At 63.6% G+C, this 24547-nt stretch carries 26 protein-coding genes and 1 pseudogene; 20 read left to right on the top strand and 7 right to left on the bottom strand.

The genetic code is table 11. The features are described from left to right. A partial coding sequence (locus BM436_RS34220) for a transposase (protein ID WP_177307789.1) occupies positions 1-227 on the bottom strand: 227 nt, incomplete at its 3' end. Between the two features lie 89 nt (positions 228-316). Continuing rightward, a complete protein-coding gene (locus tag BM436_RS34215; RefSeq protein ID WP_093561299.1) occupies positions 317-1009 on the bottom strand; it encodes a LysE family translocator in 693 nt (230 codons plus the stop codon). 85 nt (positions 1010-1094) lie between these two features. On the opposite strand from BM436_RS34215, the gene BM436_RS34210 reads away from it, so the two are divergent. The 8 genes from BM436_RS34210 to BM436_RS34175 all read left to right on the top strand — a co-directional run bounded on the left by BM436_RS34210 (position 1095) and on the right by BM436_RS34175 (position 6359). Next, positions 1095-2060, top strand: a complete 966-nt coding sequence (locus tag BM436_RS34210) for a helix-turn-helix transcriptional regulator (protein WP_093561297.1) — start codon at positions 1095-1097, stop codon at positions 2058-2060. 121 nt (positions 2061-2181) lie between these two features. After that, a complete protein-coding gene (locus BM436_RS34205) occupies positions 2182-2940 on the top strand; it encodes a DNA/RNA non-specific endonuclease (RefSeq protein WP_093561295.1) in 759 nt (252 codons plus the stop codon). Positions 2941-2953: 13 nt separating this feature from the next. Next, the gene (locus BM436_RS34200) at positions 2954-3205 is read left to right on the top strand and encodes a hypothetical protein (RefSeq protein WP_093561293.1); all 252 of its coding nucleotides are present in this window, start codon (positions 2954-2956) and stop codon (positions 3203-3205) included. 77 nt (positions 3206-3282) lie between these two features. Then, a complete protein-coding gene (locus tag BM436_RS34195) occupies positions 3283-3759 on the top strand; it encodes an Lrp/AsnC family transcriptional regulator (RefSeq protein ID WP_093561291.1) in 477 nt (158 codons plus the stop codon). Then, positions 3756-4409: a LysE family transporter gene (locus tag BM436_RS34190; RefSeq protein WP_093561289.1), complete on the top strand. Its 654-nt coding sequence runs from the start codon at positions 3756-3758 to the stop codon at positions 4407-4409. The genes BM436_RS34195 and BM436_RS34190 overlap by 4 nt, the downstream gene beginning before the upstream one ends. Before the next feature lie 22 nt (positions 4410-4431). Continuing rightward, positions 4432-5187: a YoaK family protein gene (locus tag BM436_RS34185; protein ID WP_093561287.1), complete on the top strand. Its 756-nt coding sequence runs from the start codon at positions 4432-4434 to the stop codon at positions 5185-5187. 43 nt (positions 5188-5230) lie between these two features. Then, positions 5231-5806: a helix-turn-helix domain-containing protein gene (locus tag BM436_RS34180; RefSeq protein ID WP_229491022.1), complete on the top strand. Its 576-nt coding sequence runs from the start codon at positions 5231-5233 to the stop codon at positions 5804-5806. A 1-nt stretch (position 5807) separates the two neighbouring features. Continuing rightward, the gene (locus BM436_RS34175; RefSeq protein ID WP_093561283.1) at positions 5808-6359 is read left to right on the top strand and encodes a GNAT family N-acetyltransferase; all 552 of its coding nucleotides are present in this window, start codon (positions 5808-5810) and stop codon (positions 6357-6359) included. On the opposite strand, the gene BM436_RS34170 is transcribed toward BM436_RS34175, so the two are convergent. Both BM436_RS34170 and BM436_RS34165 read right to left on the bottom strand, forming a co-directional pair. Next, positions 6332-7006: a GNAT family N-acetyltransferase gene (locus BM436_RS34170; protein ID WP_093561281.1), complete on the bottom strand. Its 675-nt coding sequence runs from the start codon at positions 7004-7006 to the stop codon at positions 6332-6334. The genes BM436_RS34175 and BM436_RS34170 overlap by 28 nt on opposite strands. An 80-nt stretch (positions 7007-7086) precedes the next feature. Then, positions 7087-9852, bottom strand: a complete 2766-nt coding sequence (locus tag BM436_RS34165; protein ID WP_229491020.1) for a M16 family metallopeptidase — start codon at positions 9850-9852, stop codon at positions 7087-7089. Between the two features lie 201 nt (positions 9853-10053). Between BM436_RS34165 and BM436_RS34160 the strand changes: the two genes are divergently transcribed. After that, the gene (locus tag BM436_RS34160; protein WP_093561277.1) at positions 10054-11760 is read left to right on the top strand and encodes a DUF4214 domain-containing protein; all 1707 of its coding nucleotides are present in this window, start codon (positions 10054-10056) and stop codon (positions 11758-11760) included. 8 nt (positions 11761-11768) lie between these two features. Here BM436_RS34160 and BM436_RS34155 read toward each other — a convergent pair whose 3' ends face one another. Beyond that, complete coding sequence (locus BM436_RS34155; protein ID WP_229491018.1) at positions 11769-12749, bottom strand: sensor domain-containing diguanylate cyclase; 981 nt, start codon at positions 12747-12749, stop codon at positions 11769-11771. 66 nt (positions 12750-12815) lie between these two features. Continuing rightward, complete coding sequence (locus BM436_RS34150; RefSeq protein WP_093561275.1) at positions 12816-13604, bottom strand: sensor histidine kinase; 789 nt, start codon at positions 13602-13604, stop codon at positions 12816-12818. Positions 13605-13775: 171 nt separating this feature from the next. On the opposite strand from BM436_RS34150, the gene queE reads away from it, so the two are divergent. The 7 genes and pseudogenes from queE to BM436_RS34115 all read left to right on the top strand — a co-directional run bounded on the left by queE (position 13776) and on the right by BM436_RS34115 (position 19557). Continuing rightward, positions 13776-14411 (top strand): 7-carboxy-7-deazaguanine synthase, encoded by a 636-nt coding sequence (gene queE / locus BM436_RS34145; protein WP_093561273.1) that lies wholly within the window; start codon positions 13776-13778, stop codon positions 14409-14411. Between the two features lie 14 nt (positions 14412-14425). Next, positions 14426-14875, top strand: coding sequence for a 6-carboxytetrahydropterin synthase QueD (gene queD, locus BM436_RS34140; RefSeq protein WP_093561271.1), 450 nt, complete (start codon positions 14426-14428; stop codon positions 14873-14875). A gap of 124 nt (positions 14876-14999) precedes the next feature. Further along, a complete protein-coding gene (gene tadA / locus BM436_RS34135) occupies positions 15000-15470 on the top strand; it encodes a tRNA adenosine(34) deaminase TadA (protein ID WP_229491024.1) in 471 nt (156 codons plus the stop codon). Between the two features lie 107 nt (positions 15471-15577). Continuing rightward, on the top strand, positions 15578-16390 hold the full coding sequence (locus BM436_RS34130) for an esterase/lipase family protein (RefSeq protein ID WP_093561267.1): 813 nt from the start codon (positions 15578-15580) through the stop codon (positions 16388-16390). A 2-nt stretch (positions 16391-16392) separates the two neighbouring features. Continuing rightward, on the top strand, positions 16393-17304 hold the full coding sequence (locus tag BM436_RS34125; RefSeq protein WP_093561265.1) for an alpha/beta fold hydrolase: 912 nt from the start codon (positions 16393-16395) through the stop codon (positions 17302-17304). Between the two features lie 31 nt (positions 17305-17335). Beyond that, the gene (gene ldcA / locus BM436_RS34120; protein ID WP_093561263.1) at positions 17336-18253 is read left to right on the top strand and encodes a muramoyltetrapeptide carboxypeptidase; all 918 of its coding nucleotides are present in this window, start codon (positions 17336-17338) and stop codon (positions 18251-18253) included. A 4-nt stretch (positions 18254-18257) separates the two neighbouring features. Then, a pseudogene (locus BM436_RS34115) lies at positions 18258-19557 on the top strand (NAD(P)/FAD-dependent oxidoreductase). Positions 19558-19631: 74 nt separating this feature from the next. Here BM436_RS34115 and BM436_RS34110 read toward each other — a convergent pair. Continuing rightward, positions 19632-21329: a pentapeptide repeat-containing protein gene (locus tag BM436_RS34110; protein WP_177307787.1), complete on the bottom strand. Its 1698-nt coding sequence runs from the start codon at positions 21327-21329 to the stop codon at positions 19632-19634. Positions 21330-22189: 860 nt separating this feature from the next. Here BM436_RS34110 and BM436_RS37615 point away from each other — a divergent pair. From BM436_RS37615 to BM436_RS34095, 4 genes are all read left to right on the top strand, one after another. Continuing rightward, positions 22190-22414: a transposase gene (locus BM436_RS37615; RefSeq protein ID WP_218164988.1), complete on the top strand. Its 225-nt coding sequence runs from the start codon at positions 22190-22192 to the stop codon at positions 22412-22414. A gap of 32 nt (positions 22415-22446) precedes the next feature. Continuing rightward, the gene (locus BM436_RS37610) at positions 22447-22794 is read left to right on the top strand and encodes a hypothetical protein (protein ID WP_218164987.1); all 348 of its coding nucleotides are present in this window, start codon (positions 22447-22449) and stop codon (positions 22792-22794) included. 35 nt (positions 22795-22829) lie between these two features. Further along, positions 22830-23429 (top strand): transposase, encoded by a 600-nt coding sequence (locus BM436_RS34100; protein WP_093561261.1) that lies wholly within the window; start codon positions 22830-22832, stop codon positions 23427-23429. Between the two features lie 109 nt (positions 23430-23538). Then, positions 23539-24547, top strand: a 1009-nt coding sequence (locus BM436_RS34095) for an IS110 family RNA-guided transposase (RefSeq protein ID WP_093558625.1), incomplete at its 3' end; no start/stop codon positions are given.

The raw sequence follows: 24547 nt of genomic DNA, 5'->3' as shown, positions 1-24547 counted from the left end.
TAGATCCGCTGCGCAAGCAGGTCCCGCATGCTGTGTGCAACGCTGGCGCGACGGCGCTGGTCATCGAACACGCGCGCGATCGACTTGGTCAAGCCAATGCGTTGGTCGACCTGCCGCAGCAGCAGCACGCCACCATCACTGACGATATCGCCGCCATCGAATGCCGCCTCAATCACGCGGCGTCCGACCCTCCCCAAATCCACTGGTTCAACGGTACAATTTGGCATCGGCGGTCCTCGGTTGTTGTTAGGCGTGAGAACCAATAACAACGCGCTTCATGGCGTGGCCGCCGACCTCTTCTCATGAAATATCCGGGCTAGTGCATGCGCCGCAGGCCCATGTCCGACGCCCGCCAATCGCTTGTGAAGCCGGCCGTCATGCCGTTCAGCGCCTGGGCCGCGCTGAACAGGGCGGTGGCCACCAGCAGCGCGCCCATTGCGCGGGCGGTCACCACGGCCGCGCGCGGATGGCTGGCGAACCAGCCGGTGGCCTGGCTGGACGCCAGGGCCAGCGCGCCATACACGCCCAGCTGCGTCAGCGCGGTGATCGCGCCCAGCAGGCCGGACTGCAGCCACAGCGGCCCCTGGCCCGGATTCAGGAACTGCGGGAAGATGGCCAGCATGAAGATGTAGGCCTTGGGATTGAGCAGGCTGGTCATCATCGCGCGGCGGAAGATCACGGCCGGCGCCAGCACCTTGCGGCCCGGCACGGGGCGGAACACGCTGTCGCTGCGCAGGAAGGTGTAGCCCATCCACGCGATGTACACGGCGCCGGCCAGCAGCAGGACGTTGAACAGGCCCGGCCACAATTTCAGCACCACGGCGATGCCGAGCGTGGCCATCGCCAGGTGGCAGAAGCCGCCCGCGACGATGCCGCTGACCGCCGCCATGCCCGCGCGGCGGCCGCCCAGGATGGAGCTGGCCATGACGAAAGCCATGTCCAGCCCCGGGAGGATGATGATCCCGAAAACGACGATGAAGTACAGCCAGAGGTGGTTCGATGGGTTCATGGCGCGCTGCTCCTTTGTTGTAATGGAGGCAGCATAAAGTTGAATCAGGACAAATTCCGCCCTGATTAAGTGATATCTTTGCGGCATGTACCATCCCACCACCCGCGTTCTGGCCGTGCTGGAACTGCTGCAAACCCATGGCCGCCTGAGCGGCGCCGACATGGCCGCCCGCCTCGAGGTGGACGGCCGCACGCTGCGCCGCTACATCGTGATGCTGGAGCAGATCGGCATTCCCATCATGAGCGAGCGCGGCCGTCATGGCGGCTACGCGCTGATGCCGGGCTTCAAGCTGCCGCCGATGATGTTCACCGACGACGAGGCGCTGGCCTTGTCGCTGGGCCTGCTTGCGGCGCGCGGGCTGGGGCTGGCCGAGGCGGCGCCCGCGGTCGCCAGCGCGCAGGCCAAGCTGGAGCGCATCATGCCGGCCGGGCTGAAGCAGCGGGTCGGCGCCATCGACGAGACGGTGCGGCTGGACCTGGCGCGCGCCACCGCCGCGCCGCGGGACAACGCCGCCCTGGTGACGCTGAGCGCGGCGGCCCAGGCGCGCCGGCGGGTGCACCTGCGCTACCGGGCGCCGGGCGGCGGCGACAGCGAGCGGGGCTTCGATCCCTACGGCCTGGCGTTCCGGGAGGGCTGCTGGTACGCGGTCGGCCATTGCCATTTGCGGCGCGAACTGCGCACCTTCCGGCTGGACCGCATCGTCTCCGCCGCGCCGCTGCCGCACGGCTTTTCGCGGCCGGAAGGCTTCGACGCGCTGGCGCACCTGCGCACCTCGTTCGCCGCCATGCCGCGCGCCCACGCCACCACGGTGCTGCTGAAGACCGACCTCGCCACCGCGCAGCGCTACCTGATGGACGCCATCGGCCTGTTCGAGCAGACCGGGGAGGGCGTGCTGCTGCACAACCAGTCCGACGAGCTCGACTGGTTCGCCCGCGAACTGGCGCGTCTGCCCTTCGAGTTCCACATCATCGGCCCCGAAAGCCTGCGCGCCGAGCTCGCCGCTGTCGCCGCACGATTGGCGCGCCTGTCCAGCCAAGCCGCCATCCGCTAGAATGCGGCTCCCACTGCTGGCCCCGCTTTTGGGGAGTCCCTCCCGCACCGTCGACGCCGCTTTGGGGTCAGACCCCATCGGTGGCTGACGCCGCTTCGTTCGCCGTTTTATTCAAGGAACCATGATTCAGAAATCGCTTTTCTTCGCCGCGCTCGCGCTGGCTTCGTCCCTGGCGCTCGCCGCCTGTCCCGCCCACTACCTGGATGGCCGCAAGCCGGAAATCCGCAACGAGAAACTGGCCGCGGCCACCAAGGAGCTGTGCTATAGCGTATTCGGCGTGATGCATTCGGGGATCACGCGCACGCCGCTGTGGTCCGCCGAGCACCTCACCGCCGACAACATCGAGCGGGCCCGCGAACTGGACCGCGACAACGCTTTCCATCCCGATCCGCAACTGCCCCGCGGCCACCGCGCCGAACTGGCCGACTACGCGCGCAGCGGCTTCGATCGCGGCCACATGGCGCCCAACGGCGACATGCCGGACCGCCGCGCCCAGCGCGAAAGCTTCACGCTGGCCAATATGGTCCCGCAGGACGCGGACAACAACCGCCACGTCTGGGCCGGCATCGAGCAGGTGGTGCGCAAGCTGGCGATGAAGGAGGGCGACCTGTACGTGCTGACCGGCCCGGCCTTCCTCGGCGCCGAGCTGCGCAAGGTGGGCAACGTGTTCGTGCCCAGCCACTTGTACAAGGTGGTCTACAGCCCGCGCCAGCGCGCCGGCGCGGCCTACTTCGTTGAAAACCAGGCGGACGTGAAACATGTCACCATGAGCGTCGCGGATCTGGAGAAGCGCATCGGCATCAACCTGCTGCCGTCGCTGTCCCAGAAGGAGAAGGAATCCATGCTGCGGCTGCCGAACGCGAAACAGCGCAAACACTAGGAGGAGCGGAACCATGTCAAAGAAGTTCGTACCCTACGCCAACGAGGCGGACGTGCTGCACATCGGCGGCCTGATGATAGAGAACCGCGTGGACCGCGTCACCATCACCGGCGACGTCGATCTCACCATGGACAAGCAGGGCCTCACGAAAACCCGCGCGCTGCACCAGTTGCTGAGCGACGTGCTGGCCAGGCTGGATGCCCAAGCCCTGCCTGACCAGCTCCCTCCACCGGACGTGAAATCGGTGAAGAATCCATTCGCGTGACGTAATTGTTACGGATTTATGACAAAAACGCCGTAATATTGCTTGATATTGCCGATAAAATAAGGCAGTATCACCGCATGGATACCCACGACCTGCAAATCTTACAGTTGATCCAGTCCGACAACCGGCGCTCCGCCGCCGAGATCGGACAGGAAATCGGCCTCTCCGTCTCCGCCGTCAGCGACCGCCTGCGGCGCCTGAACGCGTCCGGCGTCATCAAGGCCAACCACGCCGTGATCGATCCGGCGCGGGTGGGCGTCACCGTGTGCGCCTTCATCTTCGTGGACCTGGAGCCGCGCGCCGACGAGACGGCCTTCGCCGCCGCGCTGCGCGCCTTCCCGGAGGTGCAGGAAGGCCACCACATCACCGGCAAGCATTCCTGGCTGCTCAAGGTGCGCGTGCGCGACACCGCCGCCCTGCAGCGCTTCCTCGCCGCGCGCCTGAAGGCCACGCCCGGTGTGCTGCGCACCGAAACCATCATCGCGCTGGACACGGCCAAGGAAACCTCGGAACTCGCCCTGCCGGATGCCGCGGGGCTGGAGGGCGCGCCGTGAGCGAGGTGGCGGCAACGCTGGCGCGCGGCGCCATGATCGGTTTCGCCATCGCGGCCCCGGTCGGGCCGATCGGCCTGTTGTGCATACGCCGCACCTTCGCGCACGGCGCCAGCACCGGCCTGGCTTCCGGCCTGGGCGCCGCCGTGGCGGACGCGATGTACGGCCTGATCGCCGCGCTGGGCGTGAGCGCCGTGGCGTCGCTGCTGCTGGAGCACGCGTCCACGCTGCGCATCGTCGGCGGCGCGCTGATGGCGGTGCTGGGCGTGGCTTCGCTGCGCCGCGCGGCGCGCACGCCGGCGCAGGGCGCGCAGACCATGGCCGCGCAGGCGCCCACGCCCTCCGGGCTGGCGGGCGCCTTCGGTTCGACCTTCGCGCTGACCGCGTCCAGCCCGATGACGATATTGTCGTTCGCCGGCTTGCTGGCCGCGCTGGCGCCGCCGGACGGCAGCGTCCAGGGCGGGCTGATACTGGTCGCCGGCGTGTTCACAGGCTCCATCGCCTGGTGGGTGTTGCTGGTGGGCGGCGTGGCCGCCAGCCGCCGCGCGATCCCGCCGGCGGCCCTGCGCTGGATAGAAGGGGTGTCCGGCGTCGCGCTGCTGGCCTTCGCCGTATGGTCTTTATTTTTAGGACTCAGCCACGCCACGATTTGAGTGCTAAAGTGATAGGCAGACCATGCCTATACACTACGCACGCAAACTGACCGGCAGCAAACGCAGCGCTGACGCCAACCAGCAGCTGGGCGTGCTGCTGGCCTTCGTGGCCGGCGCCATCAACGCGGGCGGGTTCCTGGCCGTGCAGCAGTACACCTCGCACATGACCGGCATCCTCTCGCACATGGCCGACAGCCTGGCGCTGGGCGCCTACCGCCTGATGCTGCCGGGCCTGGGCGCCTTGCTGTCTTTCCTGGCCGGCGCGGCCTGCTCCACCCTCATGGTCAACTTCGCGCGCCAGCGCAAGCTGCACGGCGAATACGCCAATCCGCTGCTGCTGGAGGCGTTCCTGCTGCTGTGCTTCGGCGTGCTGGGGGCGCGGTTGGCGAGCATCGACGGCTTGTTCGTGCCGCTGACGGTGATGCTGCTGTGCTTCCTCATGGGCTTGCAGAACGCGCTGATCACCAAGATCTCCAAGGCCGATATCCGCACCACCCACATCACCGGCATCGTCACCGACATCGGCATCGAACTGGGCAAGATGCTGTACTGGAACGGGCCGGGCGCCGCGCACCCGGTCCGCGCTGACCGGCAGCGGCTGCGGGTGCTCTGCCTGCTGGGCCTGGCGTTCTTCGTCGGCGGCGTGGCGGGGGCGCTGGGATTCAAGCACATGGGCTATGTCGCCACCATTCCGCTGGCGCTGCTGCTGGTGGCGCTGGCCAGCGTGCCCGCCGTCGACGACCTGCTGGATGTGACACGCGCCCGCCGCGTTTCCTGAACTTCTTGTCCCAATATCCAATATGGTGGATAATAAATCCACCATGATAGATTCCAACCTCAACGACCGCATCGCCCGCCGCGTGCGCGACCTGCGCGCGGCGCGGGGCAAATCGCTGGAGGCGCTGGCCACGCACTGCGGCGTCAGCCGATCCATGCTGTCCCTTATCGAACGCGGCGAAAGCAGTCCGACGGCGGTGGTGCTGGAAAAGCTGGCGGCCGGCCTGGGCGTCCCGCTGGCGTCGCTGTTCGACGCGCCGGAACCCGCCGCCGAGCCGGTGTCGCGCCTGGCGGACCAGGTCTCGTGGCGCGACCCGCATTCCGGCTACGTGCGGCGCAACGTTTCGCCGTCCGGCGTCGCCTCGCCGACGCGGATCGTCGATGTCGTCTTCCCGCCCAAGGCGCGCGTGACCTACGAATCGGCCGACCGCCTGCCGCTGGTGCAACAGCAGGTGTGGGTGCTGGAGGGGACGATGGAAGTCACCCATGGCCAGGACACCTACACGCTGCACGCCGGCGACTGCCTGGCCATGGCGCTGGACCAGCCCAACGGATTCCACAACCCAGGCAGCACCGACGCCCGCTACGCGGTCGTGCTGACCACCACCAGCAGGAGTTGATATGCGCGATTACACCGTCCGCCGGATCGACAGCGTCACCGGCGCGCAATTGCATGGCCTGGCCGAGCTTTTGTGCGACTGCGTGGAAGGAGGCGCCTCGGTCAGCTTCATGCAGCCTTTCAGCAAGGACAAGGCGCTGGACTTCTGGCGCGGCGTGGCCGATGGCGTGCGGCGGGGCGAACGCGCGCTGCTGGTCGCGGAGGACGAAACAGGGGTGCTGGGCACCGTGCAACTGGTGCTGGCGCAGCCGGACAACCAGCCCCACCGGGCGGACGTGGCGAAGATGCTGGTGCTGCGGCGCGCGCGCAAGCGCGGCCTGGGTGCGGCGCTGATGGACGCGGCGGAACGCGCGGCGCGCGATTTCGGCAAGACGCTGCTGGTGCTGGACACGTCCAGCGCGGAAGCGGAGCGCCTGTATGAAAGGATGGGATGGCGGCGCGTGGGCGTGATTCCCGGCTACGCGCTGCTGCCGCAGGGCGGCTTTTGCGACACGGCGTATTACTACCGGCTTCTCTCAGAGCGGGTTCAGACGGCGGCGATGACGGAGAAGTAGATTTCCCGGCGCACCTGGAAGCCCAGCTTTTCGTAGACGATCTTGGCGCCGTTTTCGGTCTTCACGTGCAGGAACGGCGTCTTGCCCTCGGCGCGGATTCGCGCCATCAGTGCCAGCATCAGCTTGCGCGAATGGCCGGCGCCGCGCGCGTCCGGATGGGTGCAGACGGCGCTGATCTCCCGGTGGCGTTCCAGGTTCATGCGCTGGCCGCACATCGCCGCCAAGCCGCCATCGGCGCCGCGCACGCCGAGGTAGCGGCCCATTTCTATGGTGCGGGGCTGGAAGGGACCGGGCTTGGTCAGTTCCACCAGCGCGGCCATCTCGGGGACGTCGACGGGTCCGAGGACCAGCAATTGGGCGTCGGGGGCCACCGGCCGCGGCTCCGTGCTGACCATCTGGTCGATGTGGCGCGCACGCAGCGGCTTCCAGCCCGCCGGCAAGTCCAGCGGACCGTCCGACAGCAGCCATAACTCCTCGTTGGGCTCCGCCATGGCGCGCAGGTCGGCCAGCGCCCGTGCGGTGGGTTCGCGCAGGCCCGCCAGCGGCGACACTTCGCGCGGGTAGCGGGCGGCGAGGCCGTTCAAGCGCGCCATGCCGCTGTGGGCCGAGGTCAGCGCGCTCCAGATCGGGTTGTCCAGTTCAGTCATTCACACTCCTTTAGATCAAAACCCGAGGCGAAACCCGGGGTCAGACCCATTGGGTCTGACCCCGGCCTTTGCCGCTGGGTTTACTCGGCGAACACCTGGGCGGCGGGCGTGATCCGCACCGCCTCCGGTTTGATGTCGAGCTTCATGGCGCCTATCACCGCGTCCTCGTCCAGCAAGTCCTTGGGCTTGTTGCCATCGTACTTGATCGGCGAAACCGCATCGCTCACCAGTTTGTCCTTCAGCCCGGCGGCGTCCTTGGTGATCATCACCACCGACAGGTTCTTCGCCGACAGATGCTTGCGCATCGCCGCGTTCACGTCGTCCACGGTCAGGCGCGACAGGCCATCGCGCATCAGCTTCGTGAACTCCGGCGTGCCGTGCCACTGCGAATCGAGCGCGTAGCCCAGTTGCTGGTCCTGCGTCGACGTCATGACGAACACGTTCTTCATCAGGTAGCCGCGCGTGGTCTCGAACTGCTCCTTGCTCATGCCCTGGGCGATGGCCTTGTCCAGCTCCGCCAGCGCGATGCGCAGCGCGAAGTGGGCGTTCTCCGGCGCGACCGGCCGTATCCACAGTTCGAACAGCTGCGCCTTGCGGCCCAGGTTCGGGTTGGGGAAGAACTGGAACATCCCGCGCGGGAAGGCTTCGATGTAGGCGTAGTCGCCGTAGTTCATGCCGCGCACCTCCCGGATGCGCTGGTACAGCCGTGCGCTCGACGAGCGGTGCTCGCCCAGCCAGGTCTTCACCATCCACAGCGCGGGGAAATCGGCGTGGGAGCGCGTCACCGTCAGCGGCAGGCCCAGGGAAATGGCCGTGGCGCGGGTGTTCTTCTCGATGATCTCCACTTCCAGGCCGTTCGCCTGCCTGCCGGCGGGGACCGGCGTGGCGGGCAGGCCGCCGCCCTCGGGCAGCCTGGCCAGCGCCTGTTTCAGCGCCGCTGTCATCTCGTCGGACACGTCGCCCGAAACGCCGACCTTCACCACGCCCTGAGTGTAGGCGGTTTTCCAGAAGCTTCTCACGTCGTCCAGCGTGATGGCGGCCAGGCCCTTGGCCGTGCCCAGCACCGCGTGGCCGTAGCCCGTGCCGGCGTACACATTGGTCTGCAGGCGTTCCTTGCCCAGCTCCTCCTCGTTGTTGTCTTTCAGGTCCACTTGCAGCGCGTTCCTCTGCGCGTCCTTCAGGCGGCGGAAATCCTCCTCGCGGAAGCCGGGCGACAGTAGCATCGGCAGGGCGATGTCGTTGAAGGCCTTCCAGTTGTCCTTGTGTATGGTGCCGGTGAAGGTGGTCATTTCCTTGTCGGTCTGCTCGGTGAAGCTGCCGGCCATGGGGAAGAAGGCCTTGGTGATCTCGTCGATCTTGCGGTCGCTGGAGCCGGCCGAGGCCACCATGGCGGCGGTCAGCGCGGCCAGGCCTTCCTTGCCGGCCGGGTCGTGCGCGGAACCGGCCGGGAACAGCAGCTTGTAGCGGATCTGGGGCAGGGCGGTCTTTTGCACGATGATGTCGAGATTCGCCTTGCCCGCCTTCGGCAGCAGGTCCGCCAGTTTTGGCAGCGCTTCCATGCCGGCCGGCAGCGCGCCGTTGGAGAGGGTGGTGAGGACCATGCCCTCGTCGCCCAGGTATTTGCGCGCGGCCGCGTGTAGGTCGGCCGGCGTCAGCGAGTCGATCACGCGGTAGTAGTTGTTGATGGTGCCGTAGGAGCGGTTGAAGTGCACGAAGGAGGCCAGCGTGCCGGCGATCTGCTCGGTGTTGTCGAGCGAGCGGATCACGCCGTACTTCAGCGCGGACTTGGCCTCGGCCAGCGCCTTGTCGCTGACGGGTTCCGTGCGCAGCCGGGCCACGGTTTGCAGCACCAGGTCGCGCACGTACAGCGCGTCCTCGGCCTTCTTGACGCGCGCGGCGACGATGGCCAGCCCGGGGTCGACGCGGTTGGGCGTGTCCTCGAACAACTGGTCGATCTTCTGTTCGTCCTGCATCAGGCGCTTGTACAGCGGCGAGGTGCGGCCGAAGGACAGCGACAGCAGCAGCTTCAGCGCCGCCTGTTCCTTGTTCCTTTCCGAGAACGCGGGCGCGTGGAAGCCGAAGGCCACCAGCGGCGGGGTGGGCGTGGCCCACGGCACGTGCCGGTACACCGGCCCCTTTGACGCCGGTTCGGCCGGGATCTCGGACTTGTAGCTGCCGCGCCGCCATGTGCTCCAGTACTTCTCGATCATGGCGATGGTCTTTTGCGGCTCCACGTCGCCCGCCACGATGATGGTGGTGCGTTCGGGGCGGTACCAGCGGTCGAAGAACACCTTGGAGTAGGCGTACTGGTTGGGCATGTCCTCGATGTCTTTGATGAAGCCCATCGTGGTGTGCTTGTAGGTGTGCGTGTCGAAGGCGCTCTCGCGCATCACCTCGTACATCTTGGCGAAGGGGTTGGCGCTGTTCTTGTTGTACTCGCCCAGCACGGCGCGCGATTCGGTCTTGAACACGTCCTCGCCGTAGGACAGGTGCTGGAAGCGGTCGGCCTCCACCTTGAGCACCGTCTCCAGGTCCTCCTTGGCGAAGGTGGTGTAGTAGTTGGTCAGGTCGTCGCTGGTGTAGGCGTTCTGGCGCGCGCCGGCCTTGGTGATGATGTCCTGGTACTTCTCGGGCGGATAGGTCGGCGTGCCGCGGAACATCATGTGCTCGAAGAAGTGGGCGAAGCCGGATTTGCCGGGTTCCACCTCGTTGCGCGAGCCGGTTTGCACGGGAATCTGCACCGACACGATGTTCGGGAAGCCGGTCGGCACCACGATGATCTTCAGGCCGTTGGCCAGCGTTTTCTCGGTCGCCTTGAATGGCAGGAGGTCGGCGGGGGTGGCCATGGCGGGTGACGCCATGGCGAATGCGACGGGTGTTATGAACCCGGATATCAATCTGGACACTTGTGCTCCTTCTTGTTATGGATATTGCAGCCCTATGGGTGTGTGGGCCGCAACGCGGAAGAATAAAATATCCCGTGCCGAATGTGTAGCGTTTTTATGCGTGCTACCATGCCCCTTGCCCTTCATTTGCACGGTAACGCCATGAGTTTATTAACCGGTAATAATTCGATCGACGCCCTGGTATACAACAGCTGGACCGGCCAGGCGGGACTCTCCGTCACGCTCACCTACGAATTCCTCACCCGCGTGCCCACCGGCGCCTCGGCCGATGACCGCAACGGCTTCCAGCCCATGACGGCGGTGCAGCAGCAGGCCACGCGCGAGGCGCTGGCGCTCTGGTCCTCGGTTGCCAACATCACATTCATCGAAACCACCGGCGGCGGCCAGCTGCGCTTCGGCACCAACAACCAGGGCAGCGGCAGCAGCGCCTACGCCTACCTGCCCGAGCCCGGGGTGACGCAGGTCGAGCTTTACCTGAACAACCAGGGCGGTTACAACGGCATTTACACGCCCGGCACCTTTGGACCCTCGGTGCTGGTGCACGAGATCGGCCACACGCTGGGCCTGAAGCATCCCGGCGACTACAACTCGACGGGCGACCCGAACCTGGGCCCGTTCCTGCCGTCCTCGACGGACAATCTGGATTACACGCAGATGTCCTATATCCAGTCGTCCTCCAGCCGCGGCACCTACCCGGTCACTCCCATGCTGTACGACATCCAGGCGATGCAGTACCTGTATGGCGCCAACATGAGCTACCACGCCGGCAACGACGTCTACTCCTTCGGCAACGGCCAGGCGCCCTTGTGCATCTGGGACGCGGGCGGCTACAACACCTTCGACTTCTCGGCCTGCACCGGCTTCACGCTGATCGACCTGCGCGCCGGGGGCTTCAGCGGCACCTCGCTGCGCGCGAACAATGTGTCGATCGCCTACGACGTCACCATCCAGGGAGCGGTCGCCGGCAATGGCGGTTCCACCGTCTACATGAACGACGCCGGCGACACGCTGACCGGCGGCAGCGGCTCCGACACGGTGTATACGGGCGCGGGCAGCGACGTCATTCACGGCAACGACGGCAGCGACACGGTGGTCTTCAACGGCGCCTACGCCACCTTCAGCGTGAGCCGCTCCGGCGACCAGATCGTCGTCAAGGGCCTGGGCGAGGATGTGCTGTACGGCGTGGAGACGCTGCAGTTCGCGGACCGCTTCGTGTCCGCCAGCGACATCGGCGCGCCCCAGACAGCGGGCGGCACCAGCGGCAACGACTGGCTAACCGCCCAGCCCGGCAACGAGAGCATCGACGGCGGCGCGGGGCTGGACACGCTGGTCTACAACGGCACGCGGGATGCGTTCACGGTGCGCGCCGGCGGCGCCGGCTACACTGTGACGGATGGCGGCGCCGGCATCGACACGCTGGTGAACGTGGAGCGCCTGTCCTTCGGCGATGGCGTGGTGGCGCTGGACACGGGCGGTGTGGCGGGAGACGCCTACCGCCTGTACCGCGCGGCGCTGGACCGCGCGCCGGACAGCGCGGGCCTGGGTTACTGGATAGGGGCGATGGATGGCGGCGTGCCCTTGCTGGACGTGGCGCGCAGCTTCGTCAACAGCGCCGAGTTCAAGTCCACCTACGGCACGCTGGACAACACGCAGTTCCTCACGCAGCTCTACGCCAATGTGCTGGACCGGACGCCCGATTCGGCCGGCCTGGCCTATCACCTGGCCAACCTGGAGCGCGGCGTGGAACGGGCGCAGATCCTGACCGATTTCTCCGTCTCGGCCGAAAACCAGGGCGCCGTCGCGAGCCTGATCGCCAACGGCATCAACTACACGCCGTACTTTGCTTAAACCCGTGCCTAAGCCTGCGCCTCGTTGGTGAGGCTGATGCGGTTGCGGCCCATGTGCTTGGCGCGGTAGAGCGCCGTGTCGGCGGTGAGCACCAGCTGGTTGGCCTCGTTTTCCACCGCCGGCAGCGCGGTCGCCGCGCCGATGCTGACGGTGACGAACTGCTTGGCCGTGCCCAGGTTGGGCAGCTGCAGCTGTTCGACGCGGCAGCGTATGCGCTCGGCCACGATGGCCGCCCCCTTGAGCGACTGGTTGGGCAGGATGACGGCGAATTCCTCGCCGCCGTAGCGCGCCACCAGGTCGTTGGCCCGCATTTCGCTGGACACCGCGCCGGCGATGCGCTGCAGGCATTCGTCGCCGCCCAGGTGGCCGTAGGCGTCGTTGTACTGCTTGAAGTTGTCGACGTCGACCATCAGCAGCGACAGCGGCTGCTGCTGGCGCAAGGCGCGGTGCCACTCGGCTTGCAGCGTCTGGTCGAAGCAGCGGCGGTTGGCCAGCCCGGTCAGGCCATCGCGCGTGGCCAACTGTTCCAGCGCGATCTGGGCCTTCTTTTCGTCTGTCAGGTCCCTCAGCGTCTGCACCACCGCCACGATGCCGCCGTCGTTGCCGCAGATCGGGCTGGCGTCGGCGGCGATGTAGCGGCGCCGGCCCAGGCGCGGCATGTCGCACCAGTTCTCCGCCGTCAGGCTGTTGTTGCCGTCGTCGCCGCGCTTCACGTGCTGGTCGTACAGCCGGTGCACTTCCGCGCCGCGGCCCTGCACCACCAGGTCCGCCAGCGTGGGGCGGGGCAGGTCGTAGAAGCAGCGCCAGTGCTCGTCCGTGCCCAGCACTTCGGCCGCCTGCACACCGGTGAGGCGCTCGCAGGCGCGGTTCCAGATCAGTACTTTGCCGTTGAGATCCAGGACGAACGTGGGGATGACCAGCAATTCCATCAACTTCAGGGCAAACCCGTGGTCCTGCGTCGCTTCGATCAATTCCTGTTCCTGTAGCATACCTGTCCTTTTTTTGATGGCGGGCATCATTTCCTTGAGACTATATTTTGCTGCTAGGAATCATAACTAAGCTTGATTCCGAGCAAAGCCGGGTTGATTTGCCGCCGAAAGGGTAGGATTTGTCGCTGGAACGGTAGGAATGCTAATGGTCAGGGCGGTTCCCTGGCCCGGATTGCTGGCCAGGGCCATGCAGCCGCCGGCCGCCGCCACGCGGCGCTGCATGCCCAGCAGGCCCCAGCCGCGCCGGAGCGGGCCGCCGGGCAGGCCGCCGCCGTTGTCGTACACCGTGAGGCGCAGCTCGCTGGCGTTGCGGCACAGCGCGATCTTCACCTCGGTGGCGTCGGCGTGGCGGGCGATGTTGGACAGCGACTCCTGCAGCACCCGCAGCACCGTCACGTCGGCCGGGCAGGCGGCGTCGCTGCAGTACAGCGCGTCCTCCAGTTGGCAGCCGATGCCGTTGACGCGGGTGAACTCGTAGAGCTGGCGCTCGACGGCGCTGTGCAGGCCGTTTTCCAGCGCCACCGGCCGCAGGCCGTTGATCACGGTGCGCATGGAGCGCACCGTCGCGTCGGTATGCACCAGCATGCCTTGCAGGTGCTGCTCGGCCTGCGGCGGCAGGCCGGGCGTGCGCAGCAGCGCGGCCGTGTCGAGCTTGAGGGTCAGCAGATTCTGACCCAGGTCGTCATGGATATCGCACGCGATGCGGTGCCGCTCCTCCAGCAGCAGCGCCTCGCGCCCGGCTTCGGCGCGCCGCAGCCGGCGCGCCTGGTCCCGGCAGCGCCAGCTGAGCCCAGCTGAAAGCGCGGCGAATGCGATTGAGCAACCGGACAAGACTTCTATATAGATAGCGGTCATGGAAACCTCCCGTATGCCTGGACTTTTCCGACCTTATACTCTTTACAAAAAGAAAGTTTTGCCAATTATCAATATCCTATCACTCGTGGCAAATAGTCATCAGACGCCGGGGACTTCGTGAAGTGCCACAACTCGACGTATAATTGAGGGTTGACTATCAGGTGAATCATCGTGACTTACAGCATCAAAGAGATCTTCTACACCTTGCAGGGCGAGGGCGCCCACGCGGGGCGGCCGGCCGTGTTCTGCCGCTTTTCGGGCTGCAATCTGTGGACCGGACGCGAGAGCGACCGCGCCACCGCCGTGTGCCAGTTCTGCGACACCGATTTCGTCGGCACCGACGGCGAGCGCGGCGGCAAGTTCGGCACGCCGGAGGCGCTGGCCGAACTCATCGATAGCCTGTGGCCGCAAAGCTACCCGGCCAGCAAGTACGTGGTGTTCACCGGCGGCGAACCGCTGCTGCAGCTGGACGCTCCGCTGATCGCCGCGATGCACCGGGCCGGATTCGAGATCGCCATCGAGACCAACGGCACCCTGCCGGTGCCGCCGGGGGTGGACTGGATCTGCGTGAGCCCGAAGATGGGTTCGACGCTGGTGGTCCATAAGGGCAATGAAATCAAGGTCGTGATCCCGCAGAAGGACCAGGACCTGGCCGCCTACGAGGGGCTCGACTTCGAGAACTTCTTCGTGCAGCCCATGGACGGGCCGCTGGCCGGGTTCAACACCACCCTGGCGATCGAAACCTGCAAGCGCAATCCGAAATGGAAGCTGAGCCTGCAAACCCACAAACTCCTCCAAATACCTTAAGAAGCGCATACGCAATGCTGACCATTACCCGCAAGCTGGAATTCGACGCCGGCCACCGCATCCCCGACCACAAGAGCCAGTGCCGCAACCTGCATGGCCATCGCTACACGCTGGAAATCACGCTGACCGGCCAGGTCATCAACGCCGAGGGCAACTCGGACAACGGCATGATCATGGACTTCTCGGACGTGAAGGCGCTGGCCAAGGAGCACCTGGTCGACGTCTGGGACCACGCCTTCCTGGTCTACGAGAAGGACAGCGCGGTCAAGGAGTTCCTGGCCTCGCTGCCCAACCACAAGACCGTGGTGATCGACCGCATTCCGACCGTGGAAAACCTGGCGCAGGTGGCGTTCGACATCCTGAAGGCCGCCTACAAGGACCGCTACGGCACCGGCCTGCACCTGCACAAGCTGGTGCTGCACGAAACCCCGAACTGCTGGGCCGAGATCACCGATGGTGCCTGAGTCCGGGTCCGGGTCTGAGGGCGAGCCGGCCGCGGCGCCGGCAGCGGAGGCCGTGTCCACGGCGGGCGTGGCTGGGCCGGCCCCGGTCGCCGATCCCGCCGTCGGCGCCGCGGACGCCGCCTTCATGCGCCTGGCGCTGGAGCAGGCGCAACTGGGCCGGGAGCGGGGCGAGGTGCCCGTGGGCGCGGTCGTCGTCAAGGACGGCGTCGTCATCGCGCGCGGCTACAACCAGCCCATCGGCCGCCACGACCCCACGGCGCACGCGGAAATCGTCGCGCTGCGCGCCGCCGCCGAGGCGCTGGGCAACTACCGCCTGCCCGGCTGCGAACTGTATGTGACCCTGGAACCCTGCGTCATGTGCTCCGGCGCGATGATGCACGCGCGCATCTCCCGCATCGTGTACGGCGCGCCCGACCCCAAGACCGGCGCCTGCGGCTCCGTCGTCAACCTGTTCGAGCAGGAAAAACTGAACCACCACGCCCAGACCGTGGGCGGCGTATTGGCCGACGATTGCGCCGGCGTGCTGCGCAGCTTCTTCGCCGCCCGCAGGGCCGCCGCCGCTGAGGCGCGACGTGTTGCTAACAGCTCAGTTTAGAATAAATACTCCTCCTTTTTCCTTGCGGCCCATCCCAGCCTTGGTGTTATGCTGGGGAAAAAGATTTTTGCAGCTTGCAAGTATTCAAGAGTAAGGCAGGAGAGCACATGCGGTCACGCAACCACGCAACAGAAGCCGACAGCGCGCCCGGAGTGGTGCGCCTGGCTCTCGAAATGCGCGCGCCCTGGGAGCTGGGGGCGGCGCTCGCGGCGTACCCCTTCGCCCACCTCGCGCCCAAGGGCGACGGCCATCCCGTCATGGTGTTCCCCGGCCTCGCCGCCGGCGACATCACCACCGTCGTCATCCGCCGTTTCCTGGCCGACCGGGGCTACGACACCCACGCCTGGGAGCAGGGCTTGAACTTCGGCCCCAAGCCGGGCGTGCTGGAAGCCTGCATGGACAAGGTGAAGGAAATCCACGCGCGCACCGGCCGCAAGGTCAGCCTGGTCGGCTGGAGCCTGGGCGGCGTGTATGCGCGGGAGATCGCCAAGGCGCTGCCGGAGCACACGCGCGTCGTGGTCACCCTGGGTTCGCCCTTCAAAGGCAGCCCCCGGTCCACCAACGCCTGGCGCATTTACGAGCTGGTGTCCGGCGAAAGCGTGGATTCGGAACGCTTCGCCACGCTGAAAGTGCGTCCCTCCGTGCCCACCACCTCGATTTTCAGCCGTACCGACGGCGTGGTGGCCTGGCAGTGCAGCATGGAGGACGAGACGGCGAGCTCCGAGAACATCGAGATCCACGCCAGCCACCTCGGCATGGGCGCCAATCCCACCGCGCTGTACGCCATCGCCGACCGGCTGGCGCAGCCGGAGGACGACTGGAAACGCTTCGACCGAGACGCGCACACCGGCGTGAAAAAACTGCTGTACTGGGACCCGCAGCGCACGCCCCTGTTCCAGCATCTTTTCGGACTGTACTGATCATGCCAACCGCACAGGCCAACGGCGTCCAGCTCGCTTACGAAACCAGCGGCGATCCGGCCGGAACGCCGGTGCTGCTGGTGATGGGCCTGGGCCTGCAACTGATCTCGTGGCCGCAGGAGTTCGTCGAGGGCCTGGTGGCGCAGGGCTGCTACGTGATCCGCTACGACAACCGCGACAGCGGCCTGTCCACCAAGTTCGACCACGCCGGCGTGCCCAATCTGCCGGTGTCCTACGTGAAAAGCCTGGTCGGCTGGCCGCTGCGCCCGGCCTACACGCTGTCCGACATGGCCGACGACGCGCGCGGCCTGCTCGAGGTGCTGGGCGTGCGGGGCGCGCACGTGATCGGCATCTCGATGGGCGGCATGATCTCGCAGATCTTCGCCGCCCGCTTCCCCGAACAGACGCTGAGCCTCACCTCCATCATGTCCACCAGCGGCCGGAAGGGACTGCCCGGGCCGACCCGCGCCGCGCGCCTGGCCGTGATGCGGCCTCCGCCCAGCCCGCGCTCGCGCGAGCAGTTGATCGCCCACATGGCCGAGACCTTCCGCGTGATCGGCAGTCCGGCGTTCCCGATGCCGGAAGAGGTGCTGCGCGAGCGCATCGAACGGTCCATCGACCGCAGCCTGTGCCCGGCCGGCGTCGCGCGCCAACTGGTGGCCATCGCGGCCAGCGGCGACCGCAGCCCGCTGCTGCGGCAGATCACCCGGCCCGCCCTGGTCATCCACGGCGCGCAGGATCCGCTGCTGCCGGTGGCCTGCGGCATCGACACCGCGCGCCGCATCGCCGGCGCCGTGCTGCACGTGATCGACGGCATGGGCCACGACCTGCCGCCGCAACTGATCCCGCGCCTGCTCGCCTTGATCAACCCCCATGTGCAGGGTAAGATGGCGCCACAGACCGCGACCGCCTGAGCCGCGGTGTTCACCCTTTTGGCGGCACAATTTGAACAAGAAAAAAATCGGCATAGCGATCGCCGCGCCGGGCGGCGCCGCGCTGGACGACGCGGCGCTGGCGCGCGGCATCGCGCGCCTTGAAGAGCAGGGCTGCCTGGTCCACAACTACTACGACTCCGCGCTCAAGATGCAGCGCTTCGCCGGCACCGACGCCGGCCGCCTGGCGCAGCTGAACGCCGCCGCCGCCGATCCGGACGCGCAGATCGTCGTGGCGCTGCGCGGCCAGTACGGCATCAGCCGCATCCTGCCCGACATCGACTTCAAGGCCATGGCCGACAGTGGCAAGCTGTTCGTCGGCTACAGCGACTTCACGGCCTTCCACATGGGCCTGATGCAGGCCACGGGCCGGGCCAGCTTCGCCGGCCCGATGATGTGCGACGATTTCATCCGCGACGAGCCGGTGGAGTACACCTTGAAGCAGTTCTGGGACTGCCTGCGCGGACCCCGGCATTACGTGCGCGGCACCGCCGCCGGCAATCCGCAAGTGGATCTGGACGGCACGCTGTGGGGCGGCAACCTGGCGATGCTGGTGCACCTGCTGGGCACGCCGTACTTCCCGCACATCGAGGGCGGCATCCTCTTCATCGAGGACATCAACGAACATCCCTACCGCGTCGAGCGCATGCTGCTGCAACTGCTGCACGCGGGCGTGCTGCAAAAGCAGAAGGCGCTGGTGTTCGGCGACATCTCCGGCTACCGCCTGAACCCGGCCGACAACGGCTACGACTTCGACGCCATGCTGGCCTTCATCCGCGGGCGCTTGCCGATCCCGGTGCTCACCGGCCTGCCGTTCGGCCACATCAAGGAACGCTGCACCTTGCCGTTCGGCGGCCGCGCGCATCTCGTCTCCGACGACGCCGGTTTCGGCCTGACGGTCAGCGACTACCCCACACTGCAAGCCGATTGACGCGGTGTCCGCGCCGCTTTCGGAGCTGAGCTACTACCGCGCCACCGCAGGCGGGGCCTCCTGGCCCGCGCTGGACGGGGACGTGGAGGCGGACATCTGCGTCATTGGCGGCGGCTTCGCGGGCCTGGCCACGGCCATGTCCCTGATGGAGCGGGGCCAGCGCAATGTCGTGCTGCTGGAGGCCGAGACGGTCGGCCATGGCGCGTCCGGCAGGAACGGCGGCTTCGTGTTCGGCGGCTATTCGCTGGGCGAGCGGGCCCTGGTCGATTCCGCCGGCACCGACCAGGGGCGCAAGCTGTACCAGCTGACGCTGGACGCCGTCTCCACCATCAAGCGGCGCATCGAGCAATACGGCATACAGTGCGAGGCCGCGCACGGCGGCATCTACCTCGCCAACTGGTTCGACGACGACCGCATCCTCGACGAGCAACAGCGCTTCATGGCCGGCACGCTGGGCGTGGAGTGGCGGCGCGTGAGCCGCGCCGACTTCGCCGACCGCGCCCGCAGCAAACGCTATTTCGGCGCGCTGTACGAGGAAAACGCCTTCCATTTCCACCCGCTGAAGTACGCGCAGGGGTTGGCGCGGGCGCTGGCCTGCGGGGGAGTGCGGGTGCATGAGCAAAGCCGCGTGCGTTCCATCGAGGCCGCGCCGCGGCTGCACGCGGCCGGTGTGACGGCCGCCCGCGCGTGCGCCGGGGCGGACATGGGTGCCGGCGCCGGCTGGCGCATCGCGACCGCCGAGGGCGAGGTGAGGGCGGGAGAGGTGGTGGTTTGCTGCGGCGGCTACATCGAGCGCCTGTACCCCAAGCTGGCCGGCGCGATCCTGCCCATCGCCACCTACGTGATGGTCACCGAGCCGCTGGGCGAGCGCCTGCCGACCGCCCTGGCGACCGACGCCGCCATCTACGACACCCGCTTCGCCTTCGACTACTACCGGCCCCTGCCGGACACGCGCTTGTTGTGGGGCGGCCGCATCTCGATCCGCGAGCGCAGCGCCGCCGCGGTCGCCAAACTCCTCAGCGCGGACATGCTCAAGGTCTACCCCCAGCTCGTTGGCACGAAGGTCGATTACGCCTGGAGCGGCATGATGAGCTATGGCCGCCACAAGATGCCGCAACTGGGGCGTCTTCCGGAAGGCATCTGGTACGGCATGGGCTTCGGCGGCCACGGCGTCGCACCCACGACGCTGAGCGGCGAGGTCCTCGCCGCCGCGCTGACGGGGGAGGTCGCCTGTCGAGTCCCGTTTGATCGCCGCGCAGCTCACCTACTGTTACTACGAACTGCGCGACTGGATGAAGCAATAGAAAATCTGCTTCCTCTGCTATTTTTATTGCCGCGTCAAGGGGGTAAAATAAGAAAAAGTGTCTTGGTGTCGTATTTATTTAACCAGATCGACTGTATTAGTAGGCTTTCTATTTGGTTCTTTTGATTTTTCTCTTTGTCTTTTTTTTCGATGTTCCTCTAAGGAAGAATAAAATTCCGGAGCAATATTTTGGCCTCGCGCCCACTTCACAATTTCTCTAAGATGTGGTTTGCATGCGGGCTCCTCAGGCAGTCTCGCAAATGCATTTATCAAATTAGCGGAGGGTTTTTCACTAAAGTCTTGATGCCCACTTTTCAATCCCGCAGTCAATGCGAGCAGTGAGTTTGCGCATAAATCGGGTAATGCATCGCTTAAGGCATAATCTGTTTCCATTAGTGATAGATTTGGACTTGGTTTGGCTGTCCTCTCACGAGCCTTGGTGATGGCATTCCTGAATTTTTCTCGGCCCGACATGGCAACAATTTCATTCCAGTTAACAGAATTGTTTTTTAGATCTGGGCTGCCCTTTTGTATCGTTTGGCCAATAATTCGCCTGTTAAAGCGAGCACCAAGGAGTTGAGCATCACTCATTTTGGCACCTTGTAATATCGTAAGTGTCTCATCATCGTCTTCACCTTGTATTATCGCTGCCAAACCATTTGCAATTTCCTGTTTGTATTCATTTTCTCTAGAAAAATTGTAATTTATCTCCTTGGTGTTGAATGTCGCACCTTGTAATTGGGCTCCGCCGAAATTTGCCCCTTGTAGCTTGGCTGAAGTCAGATTTGCACCATGTAGTTGAGCTGATGTGAGATCGGTCCCTTGCAAAATTGCGCCATATAAGGATGCCCCTTGAAGATGTGCTTCTCGGAGAGAGGCCCCCTGCAGTTGAGCACCAACAAGAATCGCCCCCTGCAATTGGGCGTTGTACAGATTGGCTCCGGCAAGGCGAGCTCCAGCTAGATTGGCACCCTGTAGCTGACTGCTTTCGAGAATAGATTTTCGCAGATCAGCATTTTGCAGTTCTGCGCCTATCAAGTTTCGATTGCGTAAGTCCAATCCAGTTCCAGATTGCAAAAACCACGAGGAGAAGTCACTCGCGCCGTCAAATGTCATTCTTAGTTTTGGTTGCTTGTCATCCAAGGTGAGTGAAGTGTAACTATCAATCTCAATACGCGGCATGATCAAATTTGAAAACTCACCATTCAAAAATGGAATCACTACTCTCTTCAAGCGCTTGATTCGCGAAGAGTTCGAATTTTCATAGTCAGACATGCTGATTTGAAGAGGTAGCGGTAAGTTTTTTGTATGCAAGACATAGAAAAGCAAGGAATATTGTGCGGCGGCTAGAATTAGCATTGCCCATGCGAAATAAGGAAGTCGCCACTTCCCATTCAGGGCTCTTTGAAAATAGCCAATAAGTAACAAATCAAACAATAAGCATAGGCCGTGCCAGCTGCTAATTCCTATGCTTTGATAGTCGCTAAACCGCCAAAGAAGAACGAGAAGCGTAGCTGGTGCCAACAATTGAAACAGCATGCCGGAAAATATACGCACAGAGCGTGTCAGTTGCCCCTCTCGCTCAAGAAGAGCCAGATCATAGATGAATGCATCTATTAAGTAGCGAGGAACAGTCTGGTCTGGATAACCTTTCTGCCAAGCTAATAACTTCACATGATGACTTTCTAGATTTTGCAGTAAGTTAAAATGTATTGTGAGTATGATTAAGGGGGAGCAGAAATAAAATATCAGCAATGAGACTTCGGTTTCCACGAATGGAAGCCTGACATTCGCTCCGGGAACCAAAAGCATATGATCGGTTGTTCCGGCAATAATGATGAGCAAATATGCTAAAATGACAAGGAATGATATGAAATATGCTCTATTGCTTGCGGTTGAGCGCTCAGCAGCTTGCCGTAGACTTTCATCGGTTAGCTTATTGGATGAATAGCTTGCTCGATCCGAGGATGGGTTTCGATGAAGACTCCTACGGAGAGTGGGACTATACCTTCTAATTGGCCGCCGTGCTCTTGCTATGATATTCATGAACGCGATCCTTCAAGGGTTGTATACGTTCTTATTGAAAAATAAAAATATTTTCTTCTTATAATTAATACGATGAAATCGTAAATTTATAAATCAAAATTATGAAGAAAATTGCAGAAGATTCTATATAAAAACATTTCAGCGAGGTTTTTTATGGGCTACGGCTGCTCAATAGCTCCATGATCAAGGTTCGGTGCGTCAAAATGTGTACTGTGAAAAGAAAATAATACAGATGCGTTGACATGCACGATACCCTTTTCAGCAAGTGTACACACTTGCGAAATCGCAATTCTCTCCAATAGTCACCGTCCTAAGATTAACTTGCAGTTTGTGTTCACATCTGCTCATCAGCTTGAATGGGGGGCGGTCGGGCACTTGGCAATAATATGAATGAAATGAATAAAACCCAAGAGTCAAAGTTATATTAATATAATGAAAATTATTTCATCGCGATTAGGTCGAGATTTTTCAATTCCTATTTTCGAACTCTGTTGGAGCCTCGAAAAGGCTTCGCTGAGATGGCATGATGTTGGTGTGTCAATTCCCGACGACTCTGCCATGATGAAGCCCAAGCTGTTTGCGGCCAAGTGCTGGAGCGGCATGTCGATTTCGCGGCTATGGCCGCTTCGGTCGACAAAGCGGCGCCGCGACCGGACCGCGAGCGCGGTGGAAGCCCCCCATTTCCCACCGAGGTGATGGTGCGGATTCTGCTGATCCGGCAACTGTTCAATCTTCCCGATGAACAAAGGGAATTCCAGTTGCTGGACCGATTGAGTTTCCAGCGCTTTGCCGGTCTGCTGATTCCAGCCTGATTCCCGACCGCATCACGATTTGAAATTTCAAAGTGCGCCTGATCAAAGCGGCGCCAGCGAAAGCGTTTTTCGAAGCAGTCAACCGGCAACTGGCCCGGCATGGCTACATCGCCCGTGGCGGCCGGATGATCGACGCTTCCGTCGTTGAAGATAACCCGGTGCCGGCCGACTGGTCGCCACCGAAGCGGCGTCAGAGGTATCTGGACGCACGCTGGACGAAGAGGCACGGCAAATCCTATTTCGGCTACAAGCTGTCGGTGAACACGGACAAGTGCTGCAAACTTATCCGTAAAATTAAGATCAGCACCGCCAGCGAGCACGACACCCTGCGCTTTAAGGGGACCTCTAAAAACCCGCCACCAGCAGCGCTGGTTCGGTAAAGTTCTGAAATCGAACCAGCCCAGTGTGTATCGCCATGATGAAGCCCCGGATCAGCCTGTTTGCCGAGCAAGAGCGCGAAGATAAGCGCGCCAAACTGGGCGATCCGTTGGTGGGCTTGGCAAAACATGTGGATTTCGACGCGCTGGCGGCCAGTATCGATGCCGCCGTACCTCGTCCCTCCCGTGTTGAAGGCGGCCGTCCACCGTTCCCCACTGTCCTGATGGTCAAAATCCTGGTGCTGCAACAGCTCTACAACTTGGCCGACGACGCGCTGGAATATCAATTGCTCGACCGCCGCAGCTTCTTGCGCTTCCTGGATCTGACTGAAAGCAGCAATATCCCCGATGCCAAGACGATCTGGCTGTTCCGCGACCGCCTCGCCCAAGCTGGTGTTGGTCATCAAGTGTCTGAACAGGTCCAACAACAACTGCTCTCGCAAGGCTATCTGGCGAGCTGCGGCCAGATCGTTGATGCCTCTCTGGTGCAGGCGCCAACCCAGCGCAACAAGCGCGAGGAAGCCGAAACGGTCGAGCACGGCGCCATGCCGCTGGACTGGAAGGCGCACAAGCGCGCCCAGAAAGACGTGGACGCGAAGTGGACCAAATGGAATGGACGCCTCCCTCCTGGTGGTTAGTTGGTGAGGCCAGGTTGCGGCGGCGGGAAACGATTGACACTGCGCATATCTGACGGCGCCGGTTGTGCCAGGGTGGTTCGATCGAAGATCGACCACCAAGGAGAGCGACATGAACAATAGCACCCCCATTGTCTACGGCATCGACATTGCGAAGAACGTTTTTCAGCTGCAGTGGGTCGATCCGCAGACTGGTGAAGTATTCAACAAGCAAATCAAGCGTGCTGCCTTCCTGGCGCACTTTGCGAACCGTGCGCCGTGCCTGATCGGAATGGAAACCTGCGGCGGTTCCCAGCATTGGGCCCGGCGCCTGATCGAAATGGGGCATAAAGTGAAACTCATGCCCGGCAAGACGGTCAAGGCATTTGCTGCGGGTAACAAAAGCGATGCTGCCGATGCACGAGCAATATGGCTGGCGACGCAGCAGTGCGGCGTGAGGGCGATTGCGATCAAGACGGAGGAGCAGCAGGCCGTACTCGCTCTGCACAGGATGCGCCAGCAACTGGTGAAGTTTCGCACTATGCAAATCAATGGACTGCGCGGATTGCTGACGGAGTATGGCGAGGTGATGGCTGTGGGGAGGACTGCGCTGGACCGGGCCATTGTCAGCGTTTTGGCCACGCTTGCCGAGCGTCTGCCGGCGGTTTTGATCGACACACTACGCGAGCAGTGGGCCATGTTGGCTAAGCTGGACGAGCAGATCGCGCAAATTGAAAGAAGGCTGCTGGCGTGGAAGAAGCAGGATAAAGCTAGCAGCATGATCGCGGATATCCCGGGTGTTGGCCTGCTGACAGCGACGGCCGCGGTGGCGACAATGGGCGACGCGAAAGCATTCAAATCGGGCCGCGAATTCGCGGCTTGGCTCGGCCTGGTACCAAGGCAGACGGGGAGCGGAGGTAAAGTGCTGTTGCACGGAATCAGCAAGCGTGGCGACACCTATTTGCGTATGCTACTGATCCAGGGAGCCAGGTCAGTGCTAACCCGCGCAAAAGAACCGAACGCGTGGGTGCAGTCGATCAGTAGCAGAAGACCGTTCAACGTTGTGACCGTGGCGCTGGCAAACAAAATGGCAAGGACGATCTGGGCGCTGCTGGCACATGACCGAACGTACGACAAAGGCT

Origin of the sequence: Pseudoduganella namucuonensis (genome assembly GCF_900116645.1) — a bacterium.
In the GTDB taxonomy this organism is placed as follows: Bacteria; Pseudomonadota; Gammaproteobacteria; order Burkholderiales; family Burkholderiaceae_D; genus Rugamonas; species Rugamonas namucuonensis.
This window is presented reverse-complemented; position numbering and strand designations above follow the sequence as displayed.